Annotated in this window: 14 protein-coding genes; 11 read left to right on the top strand and 3 right to left on the bottom strand. The window is 70.9% G+C overall.

The window, feature by feature from the left end; all coding sequences use genetic code 11:
* The first annotated feature begins 14 nt into the window (after positions 1 to 14).
* The 3 genes from cobU (at position 15) to JMF97_RS06445 (ending at position 4,086) form a co-directional block, all read left to right on the top strand.
* Complete coding sequence (gene cobU, locus JMF97_RS06435; protein WP_203220658.1) at positions 15 to 1,967, top strand: bifunctional adenosylcobinamide kinase/adenosylcobinamide-phosphate guanylyltransferase; 1,953 nt, start codon at positions 15 to 17, stop codon at positions 1,965 to 1,967.
* A complete protein-coding gene (locus JMF97_RS06440; RefSeq protein WP_203220659.1) occupies positions 1,957 to 2,730 on the top strand; it encodes an adenosylcobinamide-GDP ribazoletransferase in 774 nt (257 codons plus the stop codon). Before cobU ends, JMF97_RS06440 begins: the two co-directional genes overlap by 11 nt.
* Positions 2,731 to 2,796: 66 nt before the next feature.
* Positions 2,797 to 4,086 (top strand): DUF2314 domain-containing protein, encoded by a 1,290-nt coding sequence (locus JMF97_RS06445; RefSeq protein WP_203220660.1) that lies wholly within the window; start codon positions 2,797 to 2,799, stop codon positions 4,084 to 4,086.
* 130 nt (positions 4,087 to 4,216) lie between these two features.
* Here JMF97_RS06445 and gcvT read toward each other — a convergent pair whose 3' ends face one another.
* Positions 4,217 to 5,341, bottom strand: coding sequence for a glycine cleavage system aminomethyltransferase GcvT (gene gcvT / locus JMF97_RS06450; protein WP_203220661.1), 1,125 nt, complete (start codon positions 5,339 to 5,341; stop codon positions 4,217 to 4,219).
* Between the two features lie 160 nt (positions 5,342 to 5,501).
* Here gcvT and JMF97_RS06455 point away from each other — a divergent pair, with 160 nt between their 5' ends.
* Positions 5,502 to 7,070 carry a leucyl aminopeptidase gene (locus JMF97_RS06455; protein ID WP_203220662.1) on the top strand — a complete coding sequence of 523 codons (1,569 nt, stop codon included), beginning with the start codon at positions 5,502 to 5,504 and terminating at the stop codon, positions 7,068 to 7,070.
* Positions 7,071 to 7,134: 64 nt separating this feature from the next.
* Here JMF97_RS06455 and JMF97_RS06460 read toward each other — a convergent pair whose 3' ends face one another.
* A complete protein-coding gene (locus JMF97_RS06460) occupies positions 7,135 to 7,464 on the bottom strand; it encodes a hypothetical protein (protein WP_013735200.1) in 330 nt (109 codons plus the stop codon).
* A gap of 180 nt (positions 7,465 to 7,644) precedes the next feature.
* Between JMF97_RS06460 and lpdA the strand changes: the two genes are divergently transcribed.
* From lpdA to JMF97_RS06480, 4 genes are all read left to right on the top strand, one after another.
* Positions 7,645 to 9,036, top strand: a complete 1,392-nt coding sequence (gene lpdA / locus JMF97_RS06465; RefSeq protein WP_203220663.1) for a dihydrolipoyl dehydrogenase — start codon at positions 7,645 to 7,647, stop codon at positions 9,034 to 9,036.
* A 73-nt stretch (positions 9,037 to 9,109) separates the two neighbouring features.
* Positions 9,110 to 10,924: a 2-oxoglutarate dehydrogenase, E2 component, dihydrolipoamide succinyltransferase gene (gene sucB, locus JMF97_RS06470; RefSeq protein WP_203220664.1), complete on the top strand. Its 1,815-nt coding sequence runs from the start codon at positions 9,110 to 9,112 to the stop codon at positions 10,922 to 10,924.
* 335 nt (positions 10,925 to 11,259) lie between these two features.
* Positions 11,260 to 12,591 (top strand): low temperature requirement protein A, encoded by a 1,332-nt coding sequence (locus tag JMF97_RS06475; protein ID WP_203220665.1) that lies wholly within the window; start codon positions 11,260 to 11,262, stop codon positions 12,589 to 12,591.
* Between the two features lie 252 nt (positions 12,592 to 12,843).
* Positions 12,844 to 14,613 (top strand): LVIVD repeat-containing protein, encoded by a 1,770-nt coding sequence (locus tag JMF97_RS06480; RefSeq protein ID WP_238358796.1) that lies wholly within the window; start codon positions 12,844 to 12,846, stop codon positions 14,611 to 14,613.
* A gap of 115 nt (positions 14,614 to 14,728) precedes the next feature.
* On the opposite strand, the gene JMF97_RS31100 is transcribed toward JMF97_RS06480, so the two are convergent.
* The gene (locus JMF97_RS31100) at positions 14,729 to 15,367 is read right to left on the bottom strand and encodes a DUF305 domain-containing protein (protein ID WP_203220666.1); all 639 of its coding nucleotides are present in this window, start codon (positions 15,365 to 15,367) and stop codon (positions 14,729 to 14,731) included.
* Between the two features lie 375 nt (positions 15,368 to 15,742).
* Between JMF97_RS31100 and JMF97_RS06490 the strand changes: the two genes are divergently transcribed.
* The 3 genes from JMF97_RS06490 to JMF97_RS06500 are packed head-to-tail and all read left to right on the top strand — an operon-like array spanning position 15,743 to position 18,745.
* Positions 15,743 to 17,149, top strand: coding sequence for an AAA family ATPase (locus JMF97_RS06490; RefSeq protein ID WP_203220667.1), 1,407 nt, complete (start codon positions 15,743 to 15,745; stop codon positions 17,147 to 17,149).
* A complete protein-coding gene (locus JMF97_RS06495; RefSeq protein WP_203220668.1) occupies positions 17,146 to 17,799 on the top strand; it encodes a DUF4276 family protein in 654 nt (217 codons plus the stop codon). Before JMF97_RS06490 ends, JMF97_RS06495 begins: the two co-directional genes overlap by 4 nt.
* Positions 17,800 to 17,845: 46 nt before the next feature.
* The gene (locus JMF97_RS06500; protein WP_203220669.1) at positions 17,846 to 18,745 is read left to right on the top strand and encodes a TIGR01777 family oxidoreductase; all 900 of its coding nucleotides are present in this window, start codon (positions 17,846 to 17,848) and stop codon (positions 18,743 to 18,745) included.
* Positions 18,746 to 18,754 lie beyond the last annotated feature (9 nt).

An 18,754-nucleotide genomic window follows, 5' to 3' on the forward strand; every position in this document is an offset into this window, starting at 1 on the left:
CGTAAGGTACGAGCATGTCCCTCGACGGGTGGAACCGGGTCCTGGTGCTGGGCGGCATCCGCTCCGGCAAGTCGGAGTTCGCCGAGTCCCTGGTGGCTGACGCGGCCACGGTGCGGTACGTGGCCACTGCCGCTGGTGACGACGACGCGGAATGGGCGGCCCGGCTGGCCGCGCACCGCGCCCGCCGACCGGCCGGTTGGAGCACCGAGGAGACCGCGAGCGACCCGCGCCGGCTCGCCGACGTGATCTCCGCTGCCCGGCCGGACGAGACGCTGCTCGTCGATGACCTCGGTGGTTGGGTGACGGTGCTGCTCGACCCCGCCCACCAGCCCGCCGACGACACCGTCACGATCGACGAGCTGATCACCGCCGTACGCGGGTGTGCGGCACGGCTGGTGCTGGTCAGCCCCGAGGTCGGGCTCTCCCTGGTGCCGACGACGCCGCTGGGCCGGGCGTTCACCGACGCGCTGGGCGTGGTCAACCGGGCCGTGGCGGGCGTCTGCGACGTGGTGCTCCTGGTGGTCGCCGGGCAGCCCTGCCAGCTCAAGCCGGCCACCGCGCCCGCGTTGTCCACCGCCACCGAGGTCACCGAGGTCACTGCCGCCGGTGCAGCCGTCCCGGCCACCGGTGCGACCGTGCCGACGCAGGCCGGACCGGTCGTGGCCGCGGTGCCCACGCCGGTCTCCCCGCCGGTGACGACTCCCCTGCCGCCGGCCGGGTCGGCGTACGCCGCGCCGACGCCGACCATCGTCGATCCGGTGGCCGCCGGTGGGCCGGCCGTCGAGCCCGGGCTGGAACTACCCATGCCCGACGAGTACGCCGGGCCGCAGGCCGTGGAGCGACTGGCCACCCTGGACGTGCCGGGTCGTGGGTTCGGCGTCCTGGAGCAGGTGGTCTCGTTCGCCGCCGGCACCCAGGGCACGTCGACCCCGCAGCCCTGGCGATCGGTACGGGTGCTGCTGCTGCACGGTGACCACCAGGGCGGCGCCGCGGCGGGCACCCGTCCCGGCGAGTCGGGCCGCCGCGCCGACCAGGCCCGCGCCGGTCAGGGCGTGCTCGCTCGGCTCGCCGCCGAAAGCGCAGCGGGTCTGCAGGTGATCGAGGCGCCGACGGCCGCGCCGATCGAACACGAGCCGGCGCTCACCGCCGAGCAGATCGAGTCGGCGCTGAGCTACGGCTGGCAGCTGGCCGAGGAGGCCGCCGACGCGGGCGTACAACTGCTGGTGCTGGCCGCGTGCGGCGCGGGCACCGAGGCTGCGGCGGCTGCCGTGCTCGCGGCGACCGCCGGGGCCGAGGCGCCCGCTGTGCTCGCCCGGGTGATCAACGAGAGCGGCGAGTTCGACGACGCGTCCTGGATGATCCGCTGCGCGGCGATCCGCGACGCCCTGCACCGCACCCGGGGCATCGCCCGGGACGCCAAGGAAGTGCTGGCCCAGCTCGGCGGCGGCGACATCGCGGTGGCCACCGGCGTCCTGCTGGGTGCCACCGCACGTCGCACCCCGGTGCTGCTGGACGGGCCGGTCGGCGTGGCCGCGGCGCTGGTCAGCCGGGATCTCGCCGGTCAGGCCCGACACTGGTGCCTGCTGGCCGACGACGGTGGCCAACCCGCCGTCCGGCTCGCCGCCGACGTGCTCGGTCTGACCCCGCTGGCACAGCTGAAGCTGGACCTCGGTGAGGGGGCGAACGCGCTCACCGTGCTGCCGTTGCTGCGCTCGGCGCTGACGCTGGCCGCCGCGCTGCCGTCCCGCCCGGACCGCACCGCAGGTGCCGGCCCCGACGACAACGGCCCGAGCGACATCGGCCTCGACGACGGCAGCCTCGACGACGGCGGTTCGCCGCAGGCCGACGAGGCACCGGAATCGGACGTCGAGAGCGAGCCGGACTTCCGGGAACCCGAGCCCGAGGGGCCGGGCCCGACCAGCACGCAGCCCGCGCCGGCGGACCACTCCGGCTCGCGTGCCGGCTGATCGCCGGCTCGGTGACGGGGCCAGGCTGGCCCTGACCACCTTCACCGTGGCACCGGTACGCCCCGGCCGCGTCGACCGGGCCACGGCCGGTACGGCGATGGCGCTGGCCCCGCTGGTCGGCGCGCTGCTGGCCGTACCGGTCGCCGGGGTACTGCTGCTGCTCGGCTCGCTGACCGCGCCACTTGTCGCCGCCGCCGTGGCCGTCACGGTCAGCGCCCTGCTCACCCGGGGCCTGCACCTCGACGGGCTGGCCGACACGGTGGACGCGCTGGGGTCGTACCGGCGGGGACCGGCCGCGCTGGAGATCATGAAGAAGCCGGACGTCGGACCGTTCGGTGTGGTCGCGCTGGTGCTCGTCCTGCTGATGCAGGTGGCGGCACTGGCCGAACTGGTCGACGGGCCGGGTCCGGCCGTACTCGCGGCGGTCGTCACGGCCAGCGCGGCCGGCCGGCTCGGCGTGACGCTTGCCTGTCGACGCGGTGTTCCGGCCGCGCGCCCGGAAGGGCTCGGCGCGTTGGTGGCCGGCACCGTCGGCCCGGTCGCCCTGGTCGCCGGCATCGCGGCGGTCACGCTGCTGGCGGTGCCGGCGGTGCCGGACCGGCCCTGGCAGGGGCCGCTGGTCGTACTCACCGCACTCGCCGTCGCCGCCGCGCTGCTGCGACACGTGGTACGCCGGCTCGGCGGGATCACCGGCGACGTGCTCGGTGCCGGCGTCGAACTGGTCACCACGCTGGTCTACCTGGGTCTGGTGCTGTCCGGCTGAACGGGACCACGGGCGGCGGGTAGCGTTCTTGCACGACAGCACCGGCACGGCCTTGCGGGGGAACTCATGCTCATCACCGACGACTTCCTGCCCGTACCGGTCCCGGAATCGCTCAGCGCGACGTACCTGGTGCCGACGACCGGGCTGCCGGCGGTGAGCGCCCGTACGGCGGTGCGGGGTCTGGCCGGTCGACTGGCCGAGCCGGTGCACGGCCTGGCCAAGCAGATGTTGGACAGTCCACTGATGAGCGTCGACGTACGCCCGATCGGTGAGTTCCCCGAACTGCCGCCGGACCTGCTCACCGCGTTCGGTGCCAGCGAGGCGCAGTTGGATCGGCTGGCCGCTGCCAGCCACCTGGTGGTGGTGCAGGCCGAGTACCGGCCGGGCTGGCCACCGGCGCACGAGTGGGCGGCCCGGGCGGTGGCCGCGGCCATCGCCGAGGCGGTCGGCGGGGACGTGGTCGACGTGTTCGGCCTGCAGTTCCTGGACCCGGCGGCGGCGTTGCGGTCGCTGCCGGACGACCGGGGCCGGGTCCGACTCATCGACTGGGTGCTGGTGCCCTACTCCTCCGACGCCGAGGGGCTGTGGTTCACCACCAAGGGACTGCGCCGCTTCGGTCTGCTGGAATTACAGGCCCAGGGGGTACCGGACCATCTCACCCGGGCCTGGGGTGCGGTGATGACCGGCGCCGCCCGCCGGCTGCTGCGGGACTGGACCGACGGACTGACCGGCGAGGAAGTGCCCGCGTTCGTGCAGCTGCCCGTACTGGCCACGGTGACCGGGCACGACATCGCGGTGGCGTACGGCAATCCGGAGCAGCACGGGGCGACGGCGCCGGTGCTGCTGCGGCTGGAACTCGACCCGGCCACCGACCCGGACGCCGACTCGTTCCTCAGCCTGCGCCCGCCGGCCGGGCACCCCGGCCCGGACGGACGCTACTTCGCCGCCGCCTGCGCCACCCTCTTCGCCGGCATCCAGCCCGACGTGCGGTACGCCCGCTCGGGTGACGCGATGAGCCGGGCGATCGCCACCGCCCGCGCCAGCCTGGGCGACATCCGGGCCCGCTTCAACGCCGGCCACCTGCCACCGGAGACCCAACTCGTGGTCAAGTACGGGCTGCCCGGCGACGACGGACCCGAGTACGTCTGGGCGGGCGTGACCTCCTGGGAGACCCCGGAGCGCATCGTCGCCGCCAGCGCCAGCGACGCCAACACCGACCCGACCGTACGCATCGGCTCCCCCGTGGTGATCGAAGCCACCGACATCGTCGACTGGGCCCTGCTCGACTCCACCGGCGTCATCGAAGGCGGCTGGACCCAAGCCGTCCTCGACGCCGGCGAAAAACCCACCCCCTGACCCCGCGCCTCCCCTCCCTCCCCCACCCCCACCCTCCCAGTTGATCATGAGGTTAGCGGCAGTTTGAAGGTCAATTCCTGCCGTCAACCTCATGATCAACTGGGCGAGGGGTGGGGGTGGGGGGTGGGGGTTATTTGACGGAGGGGTGGGTGAAGGGGGGGCGGGTGAGGTGGGCGGGGGTGTGGCGGCCTCGGATGTCGATCTGGAGTTCGGTGCCGTCGGGAAGGGCGGGGGCGGTGTCGATGAGGGCCAGGGCGATGCCCTGCTTGTTGGTGGGGCTGAAGGTGCCGCTGGTGACGGTGCCGACCTGGGTGTCGCCGTGGAAGACGGCCATGCCGGGGCGGGGGATACCCCGACCGGCGATGGTCAGGCCGCGCAGCGTACGCGTCGGGCCGGCGGCCTTCTCCGCGAGCAGCGCGTCGCGGCCCCAGAAGGCCGGCTTGTCCCAGCCCACCGCCCAGCCCGTACGGGCCTGCACCGGGCTGATCTCCAACGACAGGTCCTGCCCGTGCAGCGGGTACCCCATCTCGGTGCGCAGCGTGTCCCGGGCGGCCAGTCCGCACGCCTGCGGCGTCGGTTCGGCGGCGAACAGCGCGTCCCAGACCGTGACCGCGTCAGCGGCTCCGACCACCAGTTCGTAGCCGCGCTCGCCGGTGTAGCCGGTCCGGCACACGGTCAACTCGACGTCGTCGAGGGTGGCCGGCGAGAAGCTCATGTACTCGTGCCCGGTGGGCAGGCCCAGGGCGTCCAGCAGGTCCGCCGAGCGCGGCCCCTGCACGGCCAGGACCGCGTACGCCTCGTGCTCGTCGGTGACCGTGACCTGCGGCGGGGCAGCGGCGCGCAGCCGGCGCACCACCTCGGCGGTGTTCGCGGCGTTCGGGATCAGGAAGACGTGGTCGTCGGCGTAGAGGTAGGCGATGATGTCGTCGACCACGCCGCCGGTGGCCTCGTCGCAGCAGAGGGTGTACTGCGCCCGGCCCGGCTCGATGCGGCCCAGGTCGTTGCTGAGGCAGGCGTTGACGAACTCCGCCGCCCCCGGCCCGGTCACCCGCACCTTGCCCAGGTGCGAGACGTCGAACACGCCGACGTCGGTGCGGACCGCCGTGTGCTCCCGCAGCACCCCGCCACCGGCGTACTCCAGTGGCATCTCCCAGCCACCGAAGGGGGCGAATTTTGCGCCGAGGGCGGTGTGCCGCTCGGCCAGCGGGGTACGCCGCAGCCGGGTCTCGGCGGCGTCGATGCTCACGTCGGTCATGGGTCGCAACTTACCGGGACCCGACGGTCTGGTTAGCATCGGCGGGACCCCCCGGGATTCGGCGGGGCAGCATCAACGCCCGGCGGGTAACCACTCGCCGCCAACTCCATCGCCGGTACGCCACCATGCGACCGGCCCGGCCTGCCCGGGAGCAGCTTCCGTGACATCGTCCAGCACCAACTTGAGCCTGGTCGACACCGACCCCGCCGAACTCGCCGTCGACGCGATCGTGATCGGTGTGCACAGTACGGCCGGCGAGGACGCCACCAGCGGCCGCGGCGGCAGCCTGCTGCTGGCCAGCGGCGCGGAGAGCATCGCCGCCGCCTTCGACGGCGCGTTGACCGAGACGCTGGCGCTGCTCGGCGCGACCGGCGGCGCGGGCGAGGTGATCAAGTTGGCGACCCTGGGCACGATCACCGCCCCGGTAATCGCCGCGGTCGGCCTCGGCCCGGAGCCCAGCGGTGCGGCGCCCGCCCCGGAAACCCTGCGTCGGGGCGCCGGAGCTGCGGTACGGTCGCTGGCCGGCTCGGCCCGGGTGGCGCTGGCGCTGCCGCTGCCCGACGATGCCGACGCGTGCACCGCGCTGCGTGCCGTCGCCGAGGGTGCGCTGCTCGGCGGGTACCGGTTCGCCGGCTACAAGACCCGGCCGCAGCCGACCCGGCGCGATCCGGTGGCCGAGGTGCTGATCGCCGTGCCGGACGCCGCGGACACCGGTGCGCGCAACGAGGTGAACCGGGCCATGGCGGTGACCGCCGCCGTACGGCTGACCCGGGACTGGGTCAACATCGCCCCGAACGAGCAGCGGCCGCCGGTCTTCGCCGATGCCGTCGCCGACGCCGCCCGGGCGGCGGGCCTCGGGGTGGAGGTGCTCGACGAGGTCGCGCTCCGCGAAGGCGGCTACGGCGGCATCATCGCCGTCGGGCAGGGCTCGGAGGCCCCGCCTCGGCTGGTCAAGCTGACGTACAGCCCTGCCGAGGGTGGTACCGGCAAGCGGGTGGCGCTGGTCGGCAAGGGCATCACCTTCGACACCGGCGGCATCTCGATCAAGCCGTCGCAGGGCATGTGGGAGATGAAGTCCGACATGGCCGGGGCGGCGGCGGTGGCCGCGACCATGCTGGCGGTGGCCGACCTGAAGCCGCCGGTGGCGGTGACCGCGTACGTGCCGATCGCGGAGAACATGCCGTCGGGCAGCTCGTACCGGCCGGGTGACGTGATCACCATGTTCAACGGCAAGAAGGTGGAGGTGCTCAACACCGACGCCGAGGGCCGGATGATCCTCGGCGACGCGATGGCCCGTGCCTGCGCCGACGGCACCGACTACCTCTTCGAGACCTCCACGCTGACCGGCGGTCAGGTGATTTCGCTGGGCAAGCGGATCTCCGGGGTGATGGGTACGCCCGAGCTGTGCGAGCGGGTCCGTACCGCCGGCGACGCGGTCGGCGAGCCGGCCTGGCCGATGCCGCTGCCCGACGACGTACGCAAGGGCATGAACTCCGACGTGGCCGACATCTCGCAGGTCAACGCGGGCATGGAGCGGGCCGGGCACATGTTGCAGGGCGGGGTGTTCCTGAGCGAGTTCGTCACCGACGACGTCGCCTGGGCGCACATCGACGTCGCCGGCCCGGCCTACCACTCGGGCGAGGCGACCGGCTACCTGACCAAGGGCGGCACCGGCGTGCCGGTGCGCACCCTGCTGCACCTGATCGAGGACGTCGCCGCCAACGGCTGACGGGTAAGGAAGGGCCCCCTGTTAACGCCTCGCGTATAGCAGGGGGCCCTTCTTAACACGTCGCTCAGTACAGCTCCGGGCGGCGCTTGCGGCGCTCGTTGTAGTCGCGCATGCGCTGCGGATAGCCCATCAGCGCCACGTCGTAGATCGGGATGCTCAACCGGTAGGCGAAGCGCCGCGCCCCGTCCGGCCCGTTGATGCGCCGCCGCGTCCACTCGCCGTCGTCGGCGATCAGGATCACCGTGGTCTCGGTGACCGTGGTGCGCGGCTCGATGTACGCCTCGACACCCTTTCGGGTGCGGACAAAATTCTCAAGGTGCTCCAGATCGGCGCGATTGGCCGTACGGTCAGGTTCGGCCGCGCGTGCCCGCTTGCGTCGCCGGAACAGTCCCACTGAGCCGTCTCCCCACCTGTCGCGTCATCGAAGGCAGTGCCAAGGGTACGTGGCGACAACGTGTCATTGGGCACCTCGGTACGCGCTCGCGACGCGGTGGTGACAAGATGGCCGAGGTGGGGTGTGTCCCTGTTACCCCGCCGTGACCCCCGATGCAGCGAAGCGACCTGGGAGTTGGACGTGAGCGAGCCGAACGACGCAACCTTCGACATCGTCATCCTCGGAGGTGGTAGCGGCGGCTACGCGACCGCCCTGCGCGCCGCCCAACTGGGGCTGTCGGTCGCACTCGTGGAGAAGGGCAAGCTCGGCGGCACCTGCCTGCACAACGGCTGCATCCCCACCAAGGCGCTGTTGCACGCCGCCGAGATCGCCGACCAGACCCGCGAGTCCGAGCAGTTCGGCGTGAAGGCCGAGCTGGTCGGCATCGACATGGCCGCGGTCAACTCGTACAAGGACGGCGTGGTCTCCCGGCTCTACAAGGGCCTGCAGGGTCTGGTCACCGGCAACAAGGCCATCACCTTCGTGGCCGGCGCCGGCAAGCTGGTCGCGCCGAACGCGGTCGAGGTCGACGGCAAGCGGTACACCGGCCGCAACATCGTGCTGGCCTCCGGGTCGTACGCCAAGAGCCTGCCGGGCCTGGAGGTCGACGGCGAGCGCGTGATCACCAGCGACCACGCCCTGGTCCTGGACCGGGTGCCCAGTTCCGCGATCGTGCTCGGCGGCGGCGTGATCGGCGTCGAGTTCGCCAGCGTGTGGAAGTCCTTCGGGGTGGACGTGACCATCATCGAGGCGCTGCCCCGCCTGGTCGCGGCCGAGGACGAGGAGTCGTCGAAGGCGCTGGAGCGGGCCTTCCGCAAGCGGAAGATCAACTTCAAGGTCGGCAAGCCGTTCGAGAAGGTCGAGAAGACCGACAGCGGCGTCAAGGTGACCATCGCCGGCGGCGAGACCGTCGAGGCCGAGCTGCTGCTGGTCGCCGTCGGCCGGGGCCCGAACACCGCCAACCTCGGGTACGAGGAGCAGGGCGTCAAGATGGACCGCGGCTACGTGCTGACCGACGAGCGGCTGCGCACCAACGTGCCGAACGTGTACGCCGTCGGCGACATCGTGCCCGGCCTCCAGCTCGCCCACCGCGGCTTCCAGCAGGGCATCTTCGTCGCCGAGCAGATCGCCGGGCAGAACCCGGCGGTGATCGACGAGGCGGGCATCCCGCGCGTCACCTACTGCGACCCGGAGCTGGCCTCGGTCGGCCTGACCGAGGCGAAGGCCAAGGAGCAGTACGGCACCGACAAGATCAAGACGTACAACTACAACCTCGGCGGCAACGGCAAGAGCCAGATCCTCAAGACGACCGGTTTCGTCAAGCTGGTCCGCGTCGAGGACGGCCCGGTGGTCGGCGTGCACATGGTCGGCGCCCGGGTCGGCGAGCTGATCGGCGAGGCGCAGCTGATCTACAACTGGGAGGCGTACCCGGGCGAGGTCGCGCAGCTGGTGCACGCTCACCCGACGCAGAACGAGGCCCTGGGCGAGGCACACCTGGCCCTCGCCGGCAAGCCGTTGCACGCGCACGCCTGACCCACGACGTACCCGCGGCGTCCGGCGACGGGCGATGATCCCCCCACCAGGGAAATGAAGGAGTCTGGAGAACATGCCGGTATCGGTCACCATGCCCCGGCTCGGCGAGAGCGTCACCGAGGGCACCGTCACGCGCTGGCTCAAGCAGGAGGGTGACACCGTCGAGGTCGACGAGCCCCTGCTCGAGGTGTCCACGGACAAGGTCGACACCGAGATCCCGTCCCCGGCGGCCGGCGTGCTGACCCGCATCGTGGTGGGCGAGGACGAGACGGCAGAGGTCGGCAGCGAGCTGGCGGTCATCTCCGGCGAAGGCGAGTCGGCCGGCGGCCCGTCCGAGCGGCAGGCCCCCGCCGAGCACCAGGAGTCACCGCCCGCCGAGCAGGCCGCCGAGGCGGCCGCGCAGCCGCAGGCCGAGGCGGAGCAGTCGGCCGTCCAGGAGCCGGCCGAGCAGCCGGCCCCGGCCGCCGCGCCGTCGGGCGAGGGCACCCCGGTGCAGATGCCCGCGCTGGGCGAGAGCGTCACCGAGGGTACGGTCACCCGCTGGCTCAAGCAGGTCGGCGAGACCGTCGAGGTGGACGAGCCGCTGCTGGAGGTCTCCACCGACAAGGTCGACACGGAGATCCCCTCGCCGGTGGCCGGCACCGTCCTGGAGATCAAGGTCGCCGAGGACGAGACCGCCGAGGTCGGCGCCACGCTGGCCGTCATCGGCGCCGCCGGTGCCGCCCCGACCGAGGCCAAGCCCGAGCCGAAGCCGCAGGCGGAAGCCAAGCCGGAGCCGAAGCCCGAGGCCAAGCCGGAACCGCAGGTCTCCGAGCCGACGCCCGGCTCGTCGTACAACGAGCCGGCCGCGGAGGCGGAGACCTCGCCGGAGCCGGCCAAGACCGAGCAGGCCGCCGTTCCCCCGGCCCCGACCGCGCAGCCCGCTGCCGCACCCAGCGCCAACGGCGAGGCGGCCGGTTACGTGACCCCGCTGGTGCGCAAGCTGGCCAGTGAGCACGGCGTGGACCTGGCCTCGGTCAACGGCACCGGTGTCGGTGGCCGGATCCGCAAGCAGGACGTGCTGGACGCGGCGGAGAAGGCCCGCGCCGCCAAGGCCGCGCCCGCCCCGGCGGCAGCACAGCCGGCGGCGCAGGCACAGCCGGCCGCCAAGCCGCAGCCGAGCGCCAAGCGTGGCACCACCGAGAAGCTGCCGCGCATCCGCGCCGCCATCGCCAAGCGGATGCACCAGTCGCTTCAGGAGACCGCGCAGCTGACCACGGTCGTCGAGGTGGACGTCACCAAGGTCGCCAAGCTGCGGGCCCGGGCCAAGGACTCGTTCCTGCAGCGGCACGGCGTCAAGCTGTCGTTCCTGCCGTTCTTCGCCCTGGCGGCCATCGAGGCGCTCCAGACGTACCCGATCGTGCAGGCCCGGATGGACCTCGACGCCGGCACGATCACCTACCCGGACGCCGAGAACCTCGGCATCGCGGTGGACACCGAGCGGGGCCTGCTGGTGCCGGTCATCCACAACGCCGGTGACCTCAACCTGGGCGGCATCGCCAAGCGCGTCGCCGACCTGGCCGAGCGCACCCGCACCAACAAGATCAGCCCGGACGAGATCGCCGGTGCGACCTTCACGCTGACCAACACCGGCAGCCGGGGCGCGCTGTTCGACACCCCGATCGTGCCGTCGCCGCAGTCGGCGATGCTCGGCACGGGTGCCGTGGTCAAGCGCCCGGTCGTGGTCAACGACCCCGAGCTGGGCGAGGTCATCGCGGTCCGCTCGATGGTCTACCTGGCCATGTCGTACGACCACCGCATCATCGACGGCGCCGACGCGGCCCGCTTCCTGACCGCGGTCAAGGAGCGGCTCGAGGCCGGCAACTTCGAAGCCGAACTCGGCCTGTAACACCCGAACACCACGAAGGGCGCCCCCGGGGACGGGGGCGCCCTTCGCGTTCCCCCACCCCACCCCTCTCCCTCCCCCGCACCGCCCCACCCCGCGCCGCCCCACCCCGCCCCGCGCTGCCCCGACCGCTCGCCCCGTCGATCATGCAGTTTCGGTCGCTGATTTGCCCTAATGCACCCCTTATGTGCCGACCGAAAGTCCATGATCGGCGGGGTGGTAGCGGGGCGGTGGCGGGTGGGCGGGAGGGCGGGGTGGATGGAGGGCGGGGAGGGCTCGGTGGGTGGGCTGGGGGCGAAATTCGCCCCTCCCTGTCCTGAGCTTGGGAAACTCAGGCGGTGAGTGAGAAGGGCTGGCGCGGACGGCTGGGGCCGGCCGTCGGGATCGCGCCGGGCGCCCGGGTCGACAAGTTCGAGATCTTCTTCGACCTGGTCTTCGTCTTCTCGTTCTTCAACATCGCCCGCACCACCGCCACGGAGATCACCGGGCGGAGTCTGTTCCACGCCCTGCTGGTGCTGTCCGTGCTCTGGTGGTGCTGGGTGGTGCACACGGTGGTGGCGACCCGGGTACGCATCGGCGAAGGCTTCGTGCCGGTGCTGATGGTGGCCGGCATGGCGGCGCTGTTCTCGTTCGCCCTCGCCCTGCCGCAGGCGTTCCAGGACTCGCACGGCACCCACGCCGGGCCGGTCGTGGTGGCGATCAGCTACGTGGTCATCCGAGCCGTGCACCTGGCGTTGTTCCTGCACATCGTCCGGGACAACCCGACGGAACGCCGGCAGTTGATGCGGTACGCCCCCGAGTTGACCCTGAGCACCGTACTGCTGCTGGTGGCGGCGCTGTTGCCCGGCAAGCTCACCGACACGGGGATGGCCGAGGTGATCCGCGACGGGCTGTGGGTCACCGTCATCCTGCTCCAGTACGGCACCGGCCTGCTCGCCAGCACGTGGGGCTGGGAGGTGACCTCCGCGGAGCACTGGACCGAACGGTACGACCTGATTCTGATCATCGCGCTCGGCGAGTCGGTGATCTCCGTCGGTCTGGGCAGCAACCTGATCGGCCAGGCGCCCACCTGGCCCGGGGTGACCGCCGCGGTGCTGGGGATCGTCTTCACCGCCGCCCTGTGGTGGCTGCACTACGACGTGATCGGGCCGGCGGCCCGGATCGCCCTGCACGCCACCCTCGGCCGGCCACGGGTGCTGATGGCCCGCGACGCGTACGCGTACCTCTATCTGCCGATGATCGCCGGGATCATCATGTTCGCCCTCGGCGCCGAGGGCATCGTGCACGACATCGCCGAACCGGGCGTCCCGTTCAGCGAGCCGGCGCACGGGCCGGACGTACCGCTGCTGTTCGGCGGGGTGATCTTCTATCTGGCCGGGAACATGCTGTTCCAGTTGCGTACCCTGCACACCCTGTCCTGGCTGCGGCTCGGCACGCTGGGGGTGCTCGCGGCCTGCATCCCGGTCGCCATGGTGCTGCCCGGACTGGTCACCATGGGTCTGCTCACCGCGATCTGCGTCGGCCTGATCACCGCCGAGGTGGTGCTGATGTCGGGGGGTCGGCGGGCGCTGCGCGCGGTGGTCTACGAGGAGCGGACCGCGCACGAGGCCCACGAGGCCGCCTACCGGGCCCGCTGGCACGAGGATCCGCCCGACACGCTAACACCCTGACGAATCACCCTCCACTCGCGACCGTCCGGGCGACACGCAGGTGATCATTCGACGAATGGCGGATGATCGACCAAGATCAACCGGGTTGTTTCCGGTACCTGACGAAAGCCGCCGTCCTCCGCTCCCACCTGGCTTTTTCTTCACCCGTTCGGCGGAGACGCCAGAAGTTCCGTCGTCGGTACGGTCCTACGCACACGACGCGTCCTTCCTGATGGAACCCCCCGCGTCGGTCGTTCCACCGAAAGGCAGGCAATGACAGTTCGAACCCCCTCTCGGCCCCGCCGGGGCCGGCAAGCCCTCGGCGTGATCGCCGCCGGGCTGCTTCTTGCCGGTGCCCTGCCGGGCACCGCGTCGGCGGCGGAGCCCGACCCGCGAGTCGGGCTCGGTGCCGGCTGGCTCGACGCTGAAACGGCGATCAGCAACCTGGAGCACCTGGCGAACCGGCCCAAGCCGGCCGGCTTCGTCGACCCCAACAACCCGGGCGCCGGCTCGTTCATCGCCTCGGACCTCGGTTTCGGCGGCAAGTACGCCTTCCTGGGCAACTACAACGGCTTCAACATCGTTGACGTCTCGAAGCCGGCCGACCCGGCGCTGGTCACCAGCGTGGTCTGCCCGGGTGGCCAGGGTGACCCGTCGGTCTTCGGCAACCTGGTCTTCATGTCGGTCGAGGAGACCCGCGGCCGCGTCGACTGCGGCACCAACAGCAGCGTCGGCACCCGGTTCCAGGGCGTCCGCATCTTCGACGTGAGCGACGTGCGCAACCCGGTGCAGGTCGCTGCGGTGCAGCTCTGCCGCGGCTCGCACACGCACACCGTGGTGACTGACCCCAAGGACAAGAACCACGTCTACATCTACAACTCGGGTACCGCCGGCGTGCGGCCGGCCTCCACGCTGGAGGGTTGCAACAACAACCCGGCCGACGGCGAGAACCCGTCGCGCTGGCGTATCGAGGTCATCAAGGTTCCGCTGGCCGCTCCCCACCAGGCCGCCGTGGTGAACGAGGCTCGCCTGTTCACCGACCCGGCGACCGGCCGGATCGACGGCCTGCAGAACGGCCCGACCACGCCGCGTCACCCGTCGGGTGGCACCTGGTCGCCGTCGCCGAACACCAACACCTGCCACGACATCACCGCCTACCCGGAGATCGGGCTGGCTGCGGGTGCGTGCCAGGGCAACGGCATCCTGGTGGATATCTCGGACCCGGCGAACCCGGTCCGGATCGACGAGGTCTCCGACCCGAACTTCGCGTACTGGCACTCGGCGACGTTCAACAACGACGGCACCAAGGTCATCTTCACCGACGAGTGGGGCGGCGGTAGCGGTGCTCGCTGCCGCGACACCGACCAGCCGGAGTGGGGCGCGAACGCCATCTTCGACATCGTCGACGGCAAGATGGAGTTCCGCAGCTACTACAAGCTGCCGGCTCCGCAGACGCTGGCCGAGAACTGCGTCGCGCACAACGGTTCGCTGATCCCGGTCCCCGGCCGTGACATCATGGTCCAGGCCTGGTACCAGGGCGGTCTGTCGGTGTTCGACTTCACCGACTCCGCCAACCCGCGTGAGATCGCCTTCTTCGACCGCGGCCCGATCAACCCGGACCGGATCGTCAGCGGTGGCTACTGGTCGGTGTACTGGTACAACGGCAACCTGTTCGGCAACGAGATGGCTCGCGGTCTCGACGTCTTCGCGCTGAAGCCCAGCCAGCACCTGTCTGCGGCGGAGATCAAGGCGGCCTCGCAGGTCAAGCTGCCCGAGTTCAACGCCCAGCACCAGCCGAAGATCGAGTGGACCCCGAGCTTCGCGGTTGCCCGGGCCCACTACGACCAGGCGGTCCGTGCCAACACCCTGGGTCACCCGATGACGTCCCAGGTGGACAAGTTCCTCGAGCGGGCTGAGAAGTTCGCTGCCGAGGGCAAGCGCTCCGCGGCGGTGGCCCAGCTCGGTGCCATCTCCAACCAGATCCGTGGGGACGAGCACCAGGCGTTGAAGCAGGCGATCCTGGACCTGCGCGCCTCGCTCTGATCTGTTCCTGAAGTAGAGGGGCACCTCGACTCGAAACCCTTCGAGTCGAGGTGCCCCTCGCCTTTGCGTTACTTCGCCGTGGTCCTGCTCGGACAGCAGGACCACGGCGAGCCGCTCAGCTCATCGCGGCAAGCATCTTCTGCATCCGGGCGATCTCGATGCTCTGGTCGGCCTCGAACTCCCGGGCGAACTGGTCGGCGGCCGGTTCCAGCCCGCCACCGGAGGCGTACAGCTCCTCCACCATCGACACCGCCCCCTCGTGGTGACGGATCATCAGGGTGAGGAAGAGCTTGTCGAACTCCGCGTCCCGGGCCTGCTTGAGCTGGTCGAGCTGCTCGGGGGTGAGCATCCCCGGCATCAGCTCGTGCCCGGTATGACCGGCGTTCGGCCCGCTGGTCGGCACGTTCCGCTCCGTGAGCCATTGCTGCATCAGCGAGATCTCGTCGCGCTGCGAGACGTCGATCCGCTTGGCGAGCAGCCTGATGTCGGCATTCTTCGTACGGTCCGTCACCAGCGCCGTCATCGTCAGCGCCTGCTGGTGGTGCGGGATCATGCCCTGGATGAACATCGTGTCAGCCGCGGTGAACTTGGGCGGCGAAATCTTCGCCACCTCGTCCTCCGAAAGGGTCTTGCCGGACTGACCCGGAGCACCCGGCTGGACCACATGCGAGCTCGGCGGGCGGTACGGCGGGGGTTCGCTGTCCGGCCAGGCGGCATATGCCACCCCCGAACCGACCACGGCCGTGACGGCCACAGCCGAAATGATCATACGACGAGACAGCGGCATGACTCTTGTACCCAATCTGAAGCTTGAGCTGCACAGATGCGAAGGCCATAGTGCCTCATGCTCGTCTCCGTCACCAGGGACCGGGCGGTTGCTGGTCGTGCGACCATGGACCACCCGGACGGACCATTCATGCCGGACGAACGGCCCCAGGGCCACTCACGCCCCACCCTCTGCAACGCTACGACCCGATCTCAGCGCGAGTCCATCGGCACGCTACGCCCAGCCAGGCTTCCGCCCCATCGAGCTGCGGCTCGACCCGACAGACCTGTCAGGCCGCTGGTGTCCACGCCGCGCCGACGACGGCGGACCGGGTGGACACACAACTCCGGCTAGGCTCAGCGCATGCTGACGCGGCTCCAGGTGCAGGGGTTCAAGAACCTGCTCGACGTAGACGTCGAGTTCGGCCCTTTCACCTGTATCGCCGGTGCCAACGGTATGGGCAAGTCGAACCTTTTCGACGCCATCGAGTTCCTCTCGTATCTGGCGACCGACTCGTTGACCGAGGCCGCCCTGCGGGTGCGCGGCCTGGCCGGGTCCAAGGGTGGCGACCCGCGTGACCTGTTCTGGGACGGCTACCGGGAACACGAGCACCGAATCAAGATCGCAGCGGAGATGATCGTCCCCGCCGAGGTTGAGGACGAGCTCGGCGAGCGGGCTCGTCCGGCCGCCACCTACCTGCGATACGAGGTGCTGCTCAGCTACGAGTCCTCGCGCGGCGAGCATTCGGTGGGACGACTTCATCTGCTCCGCGAGGACCTGCGACAGATACCGAACGCTCGCGCTCGACTCGCCTTCCCCGCCGCTGCGGCCTTTCTCGATACCGTCCTGATCGGCGAAGACCGGGATCGCGTCTTCTTGTCCACCGACGGCGGCAGCGGCAACGAGCGGTTGATCAACGTCCACGACCATCGGAACCGGGTGGAGAAGTCCCGGCCGGCCGGCCGGGTGGTACGGACGGTACTGAGCACGAAGATCACCGCGGACGATCCGACGCTACTGGCCGCGCGGAACGAGATGAGAAGCTGGCGACGGCTCGCCCTGGAACCGTCCGCGTTGCGAACACCGGACGGCACCACCGGAGCTGAATCACTGGCCACCAACGGCCGCCACCTTCCCGCCACGCTCTATCGAGTGGCACACGGCCGGGATTGGTCGGTCGAGCCGGATCGGGTCTACGCGAGGGTGGCCGGCAGACTCTCGGACCTTTCCGGCGTCGCGGTCGAGGATCTGACGGTCGAGTTCGACGAAGCTCGGGAGCTTTTCACGCTCTTCCTTCGTGAGCGGGGGGGCCTACGGCTTCCCGCACGCGCACTGTCCGAGGGCACCTTGCGTTTCCTCGCGCTCTGCGTCCTCCTGGAGGACGCAGAGTTCACCGGCCTCATCTGCATGGAGGAACCGGAGAACGGCATCCACCCGGCAAATCTGCCGGCCATGGTGCAGCTCGTCCGCGACCTCGCCGTCGACCCCACCGATCGGCCCAGCGACGACAATCCGTTCCGTCAAGTCATCATCAACACCCACTCGCCCGGGGTGGTACAGCTCTGCGATCCTGGTGATCTGTTGCTCGCTGACCTGCGACTGAAGGCGGCTCCCGCCGGTGAGGCAGCGCGAGCTCTGTCCCTGTTGCCGTACCGCCAGTCGTGGCGGGCTAAACGAGGAAAACCAGCCTTCTCGATGGCCGACGTCGTGGCCTACCTTGCCGAGCCACCCGAGGCCAAGCTACGCCTTCCCCCGGGCCTGACCGCATGATCACCCAAACCCACTCGGGCCTGTTCGTACCAGAGGGCACCTCGGACGGGCCCCTGGCCGCGCATATCGAGCGCTTGTTCTTCCACAAAGGCTGCCCAGTCAACCTGGCCACACCCGATTTCTCGCGCCTCTCCGGAGTCGGCCGCGATGTGGCGTCCCGGGTGCGGGCCGGGCTCGAACTCGTCGGGGATCCGGTCGATGTGATCGTCGTCCATCGGGACGCGGACAACGCGGGGGAACACGCCCGCCGACTGGAGATCGAGTCGGCGGTGCGATCGTTGGGGGTGTCGACCGAACTCGTCCCGGTCATTCCGGTTCGCATGACCGAGGCATGGCTGCTGCTGGACGAAGCCGCCATCCGTCACGTCGCCGGCAACCCCCGGGGACGAGCAAGGTTGAACCTTCCGAGACCTCACGAGGTCGAGTCACGGGCTGATCCCAAGAGCATTCTCCGTTCCTGCCTGCTGGCAGCGTCTGAGGAGTCCGGTAGACGGCGCGACACGGTGGTCGGACGCTTCAACGAACACCGCAGGCAGTTGCTGGAACGACTCGACCCGACCGGCCCTGTTCTCCGCCTGGACAGCTGGGCCAGACTGGTCGCGGCCATCGACGATGTCGTGAAGCGTTGGAGATCCAGTCCACCCCGGTGACGGAGGTGACTCGGCTTGGCGGTCGCGCGTACCCGAAGATATGAGCATGCGGATCCTCATGGCCGGTGCGTCCGGCTTCCTCGGCACCCAGCTGGTCGACCTGCTCGTCGCCGACGGGCACCAGGTGACCCGGCTGGTCCGGCGGCCACCGCGTACCCCCGACGAGCGGCAGTGGTCGCCGTCGGCGGCGCAGCTGGACCCGGCTCTGGTCGCCGAGGCGGACGCGGTGGTCAACCTGGCCGGTGCCGGGGTGGGTGACCGCCGCTGGAACGACAGGTACAAGCAGCTGATCCGTTCCAGCCGGGTGGACACCACAAGCACCCTGGCCATCACCATCGCCGGGCTGCCGGCCGCGGATCGGCCGGAGGTGCTGCTGAACGCCTCGGCGATCGGCTGGTACGGCAACACCGGCGACCAGGTGGTCGAGGAGGACGCGCCGGCCGGTGAGGGCTTCCTCGCCGACGTGGCCCGGGTGTGGGAGGCGGCGACCCGACCGGCCGAGGACGCCGGGGTACGGGTGGTGCGGCTGCGCACCGGTCTGCCACTGCACCGCGACGGTGGGCTGCTCAAGCCGATGCTGCTGCCGTTCAAGCTCGGCATCGCCGGGCGGCTGGGCAGCGGCCGGCAGTGGATTCCGTGGATCTCGATGGTCGACTGGCTGAACGCCACCACCTGTCTGCTCGCCCGCGCCGACCTGGCCGGGCCGGTGAACGTGGTCGGCCCGGCGCCGGTCACCAACGCCGAGTTCACCCGGGAACTGGCCCGCCAGCTGCACCGTCCCGCGGTCATCCCGATCCCGGCGGTGGCGTTGAAGGTGGCCCTGGGTGGCTTCGCCCAGGAGGCGCTGACCAGCACCCGGGTGCTACCCGGCGTGCTGACCCGCGCCTCCTTCACCTTCCGCCACCCCGACCTGCCCAGCGCCCTGGCGGCCGCGTTGCAGGACTGATCCCGGCCC

The sequence above is a fragment of the Micromonospora fiedleri genome (genome assembly GCF_016774385.1).
Lineage (GTDB): Bacteria > Actinomycetota > Actinomycetes > Mycobacteriales > Micromonosporaceae > Micromonospora > Micromonospora gifhornensis.

What these genes read in the sequence shown, in the direction of transcription:
- sucB (WP_203220664.1), top strand. Translation starts at nt 9,110, where the DNA reads ATGCCGGTATCGGTCACCATGCCCCGGCTCGGCGAGAGCGTCACCGAG.
- JMF97_RS06480 (WP_238358796.1), top strand. Translation starts at nt 12,844, where the DNA reads ATGACAGTTCGAACCCCCTCTCGGCCCCGCCGGGGCCGGCAAGCCCTC.
- cobU (WP_203220658.1), top strand. Translation starts at nt 15, where the DNA reads ATGTCCCTCGACGGGTGGAACCGGGTCCTGGTGCTGGGCGGCATCCGC.
- gcvT (WP_203220661.1), bottom strand. Translation starts at nt 5,341, where the DNA reads ATGACCGACGTGAGCATCGACGCCGCCGAGACCCGGCTGCGGCGTACC.
- JMF97_RS06500 (WP_203220669.1), top strand. Translation starts at nt 17,846, where the DNA reads ATGCGGATCCTCATGGCCGGTGCGTCCGGCTTCCTCGGCACCCAGCTG.
- JMF97_RS06445 (WP_203220660.1), top strand. Translation starts at nt 2,797, where the DNA reads ATGCTCATCACCGACGACTTCCTGCCCGTACCGGTCCCGGAATCGCTC.
- JMF97_RS06495 (WP_203220668.1), top strand. Translation starts at nt 17,146, where the DNA reads ATGATCACCCAAACCCACTCGGGCCTGTTCGTACCAGAGGGCACCTCG.
- JMF97_RS06490 (WP_203220667.1), top strand. Translation starts at nt 15,743, where the DNA reads ATGCTGACGCGGCTCCAGGTGCAGGGGTTCAAGAACCTGCTCGACGTA.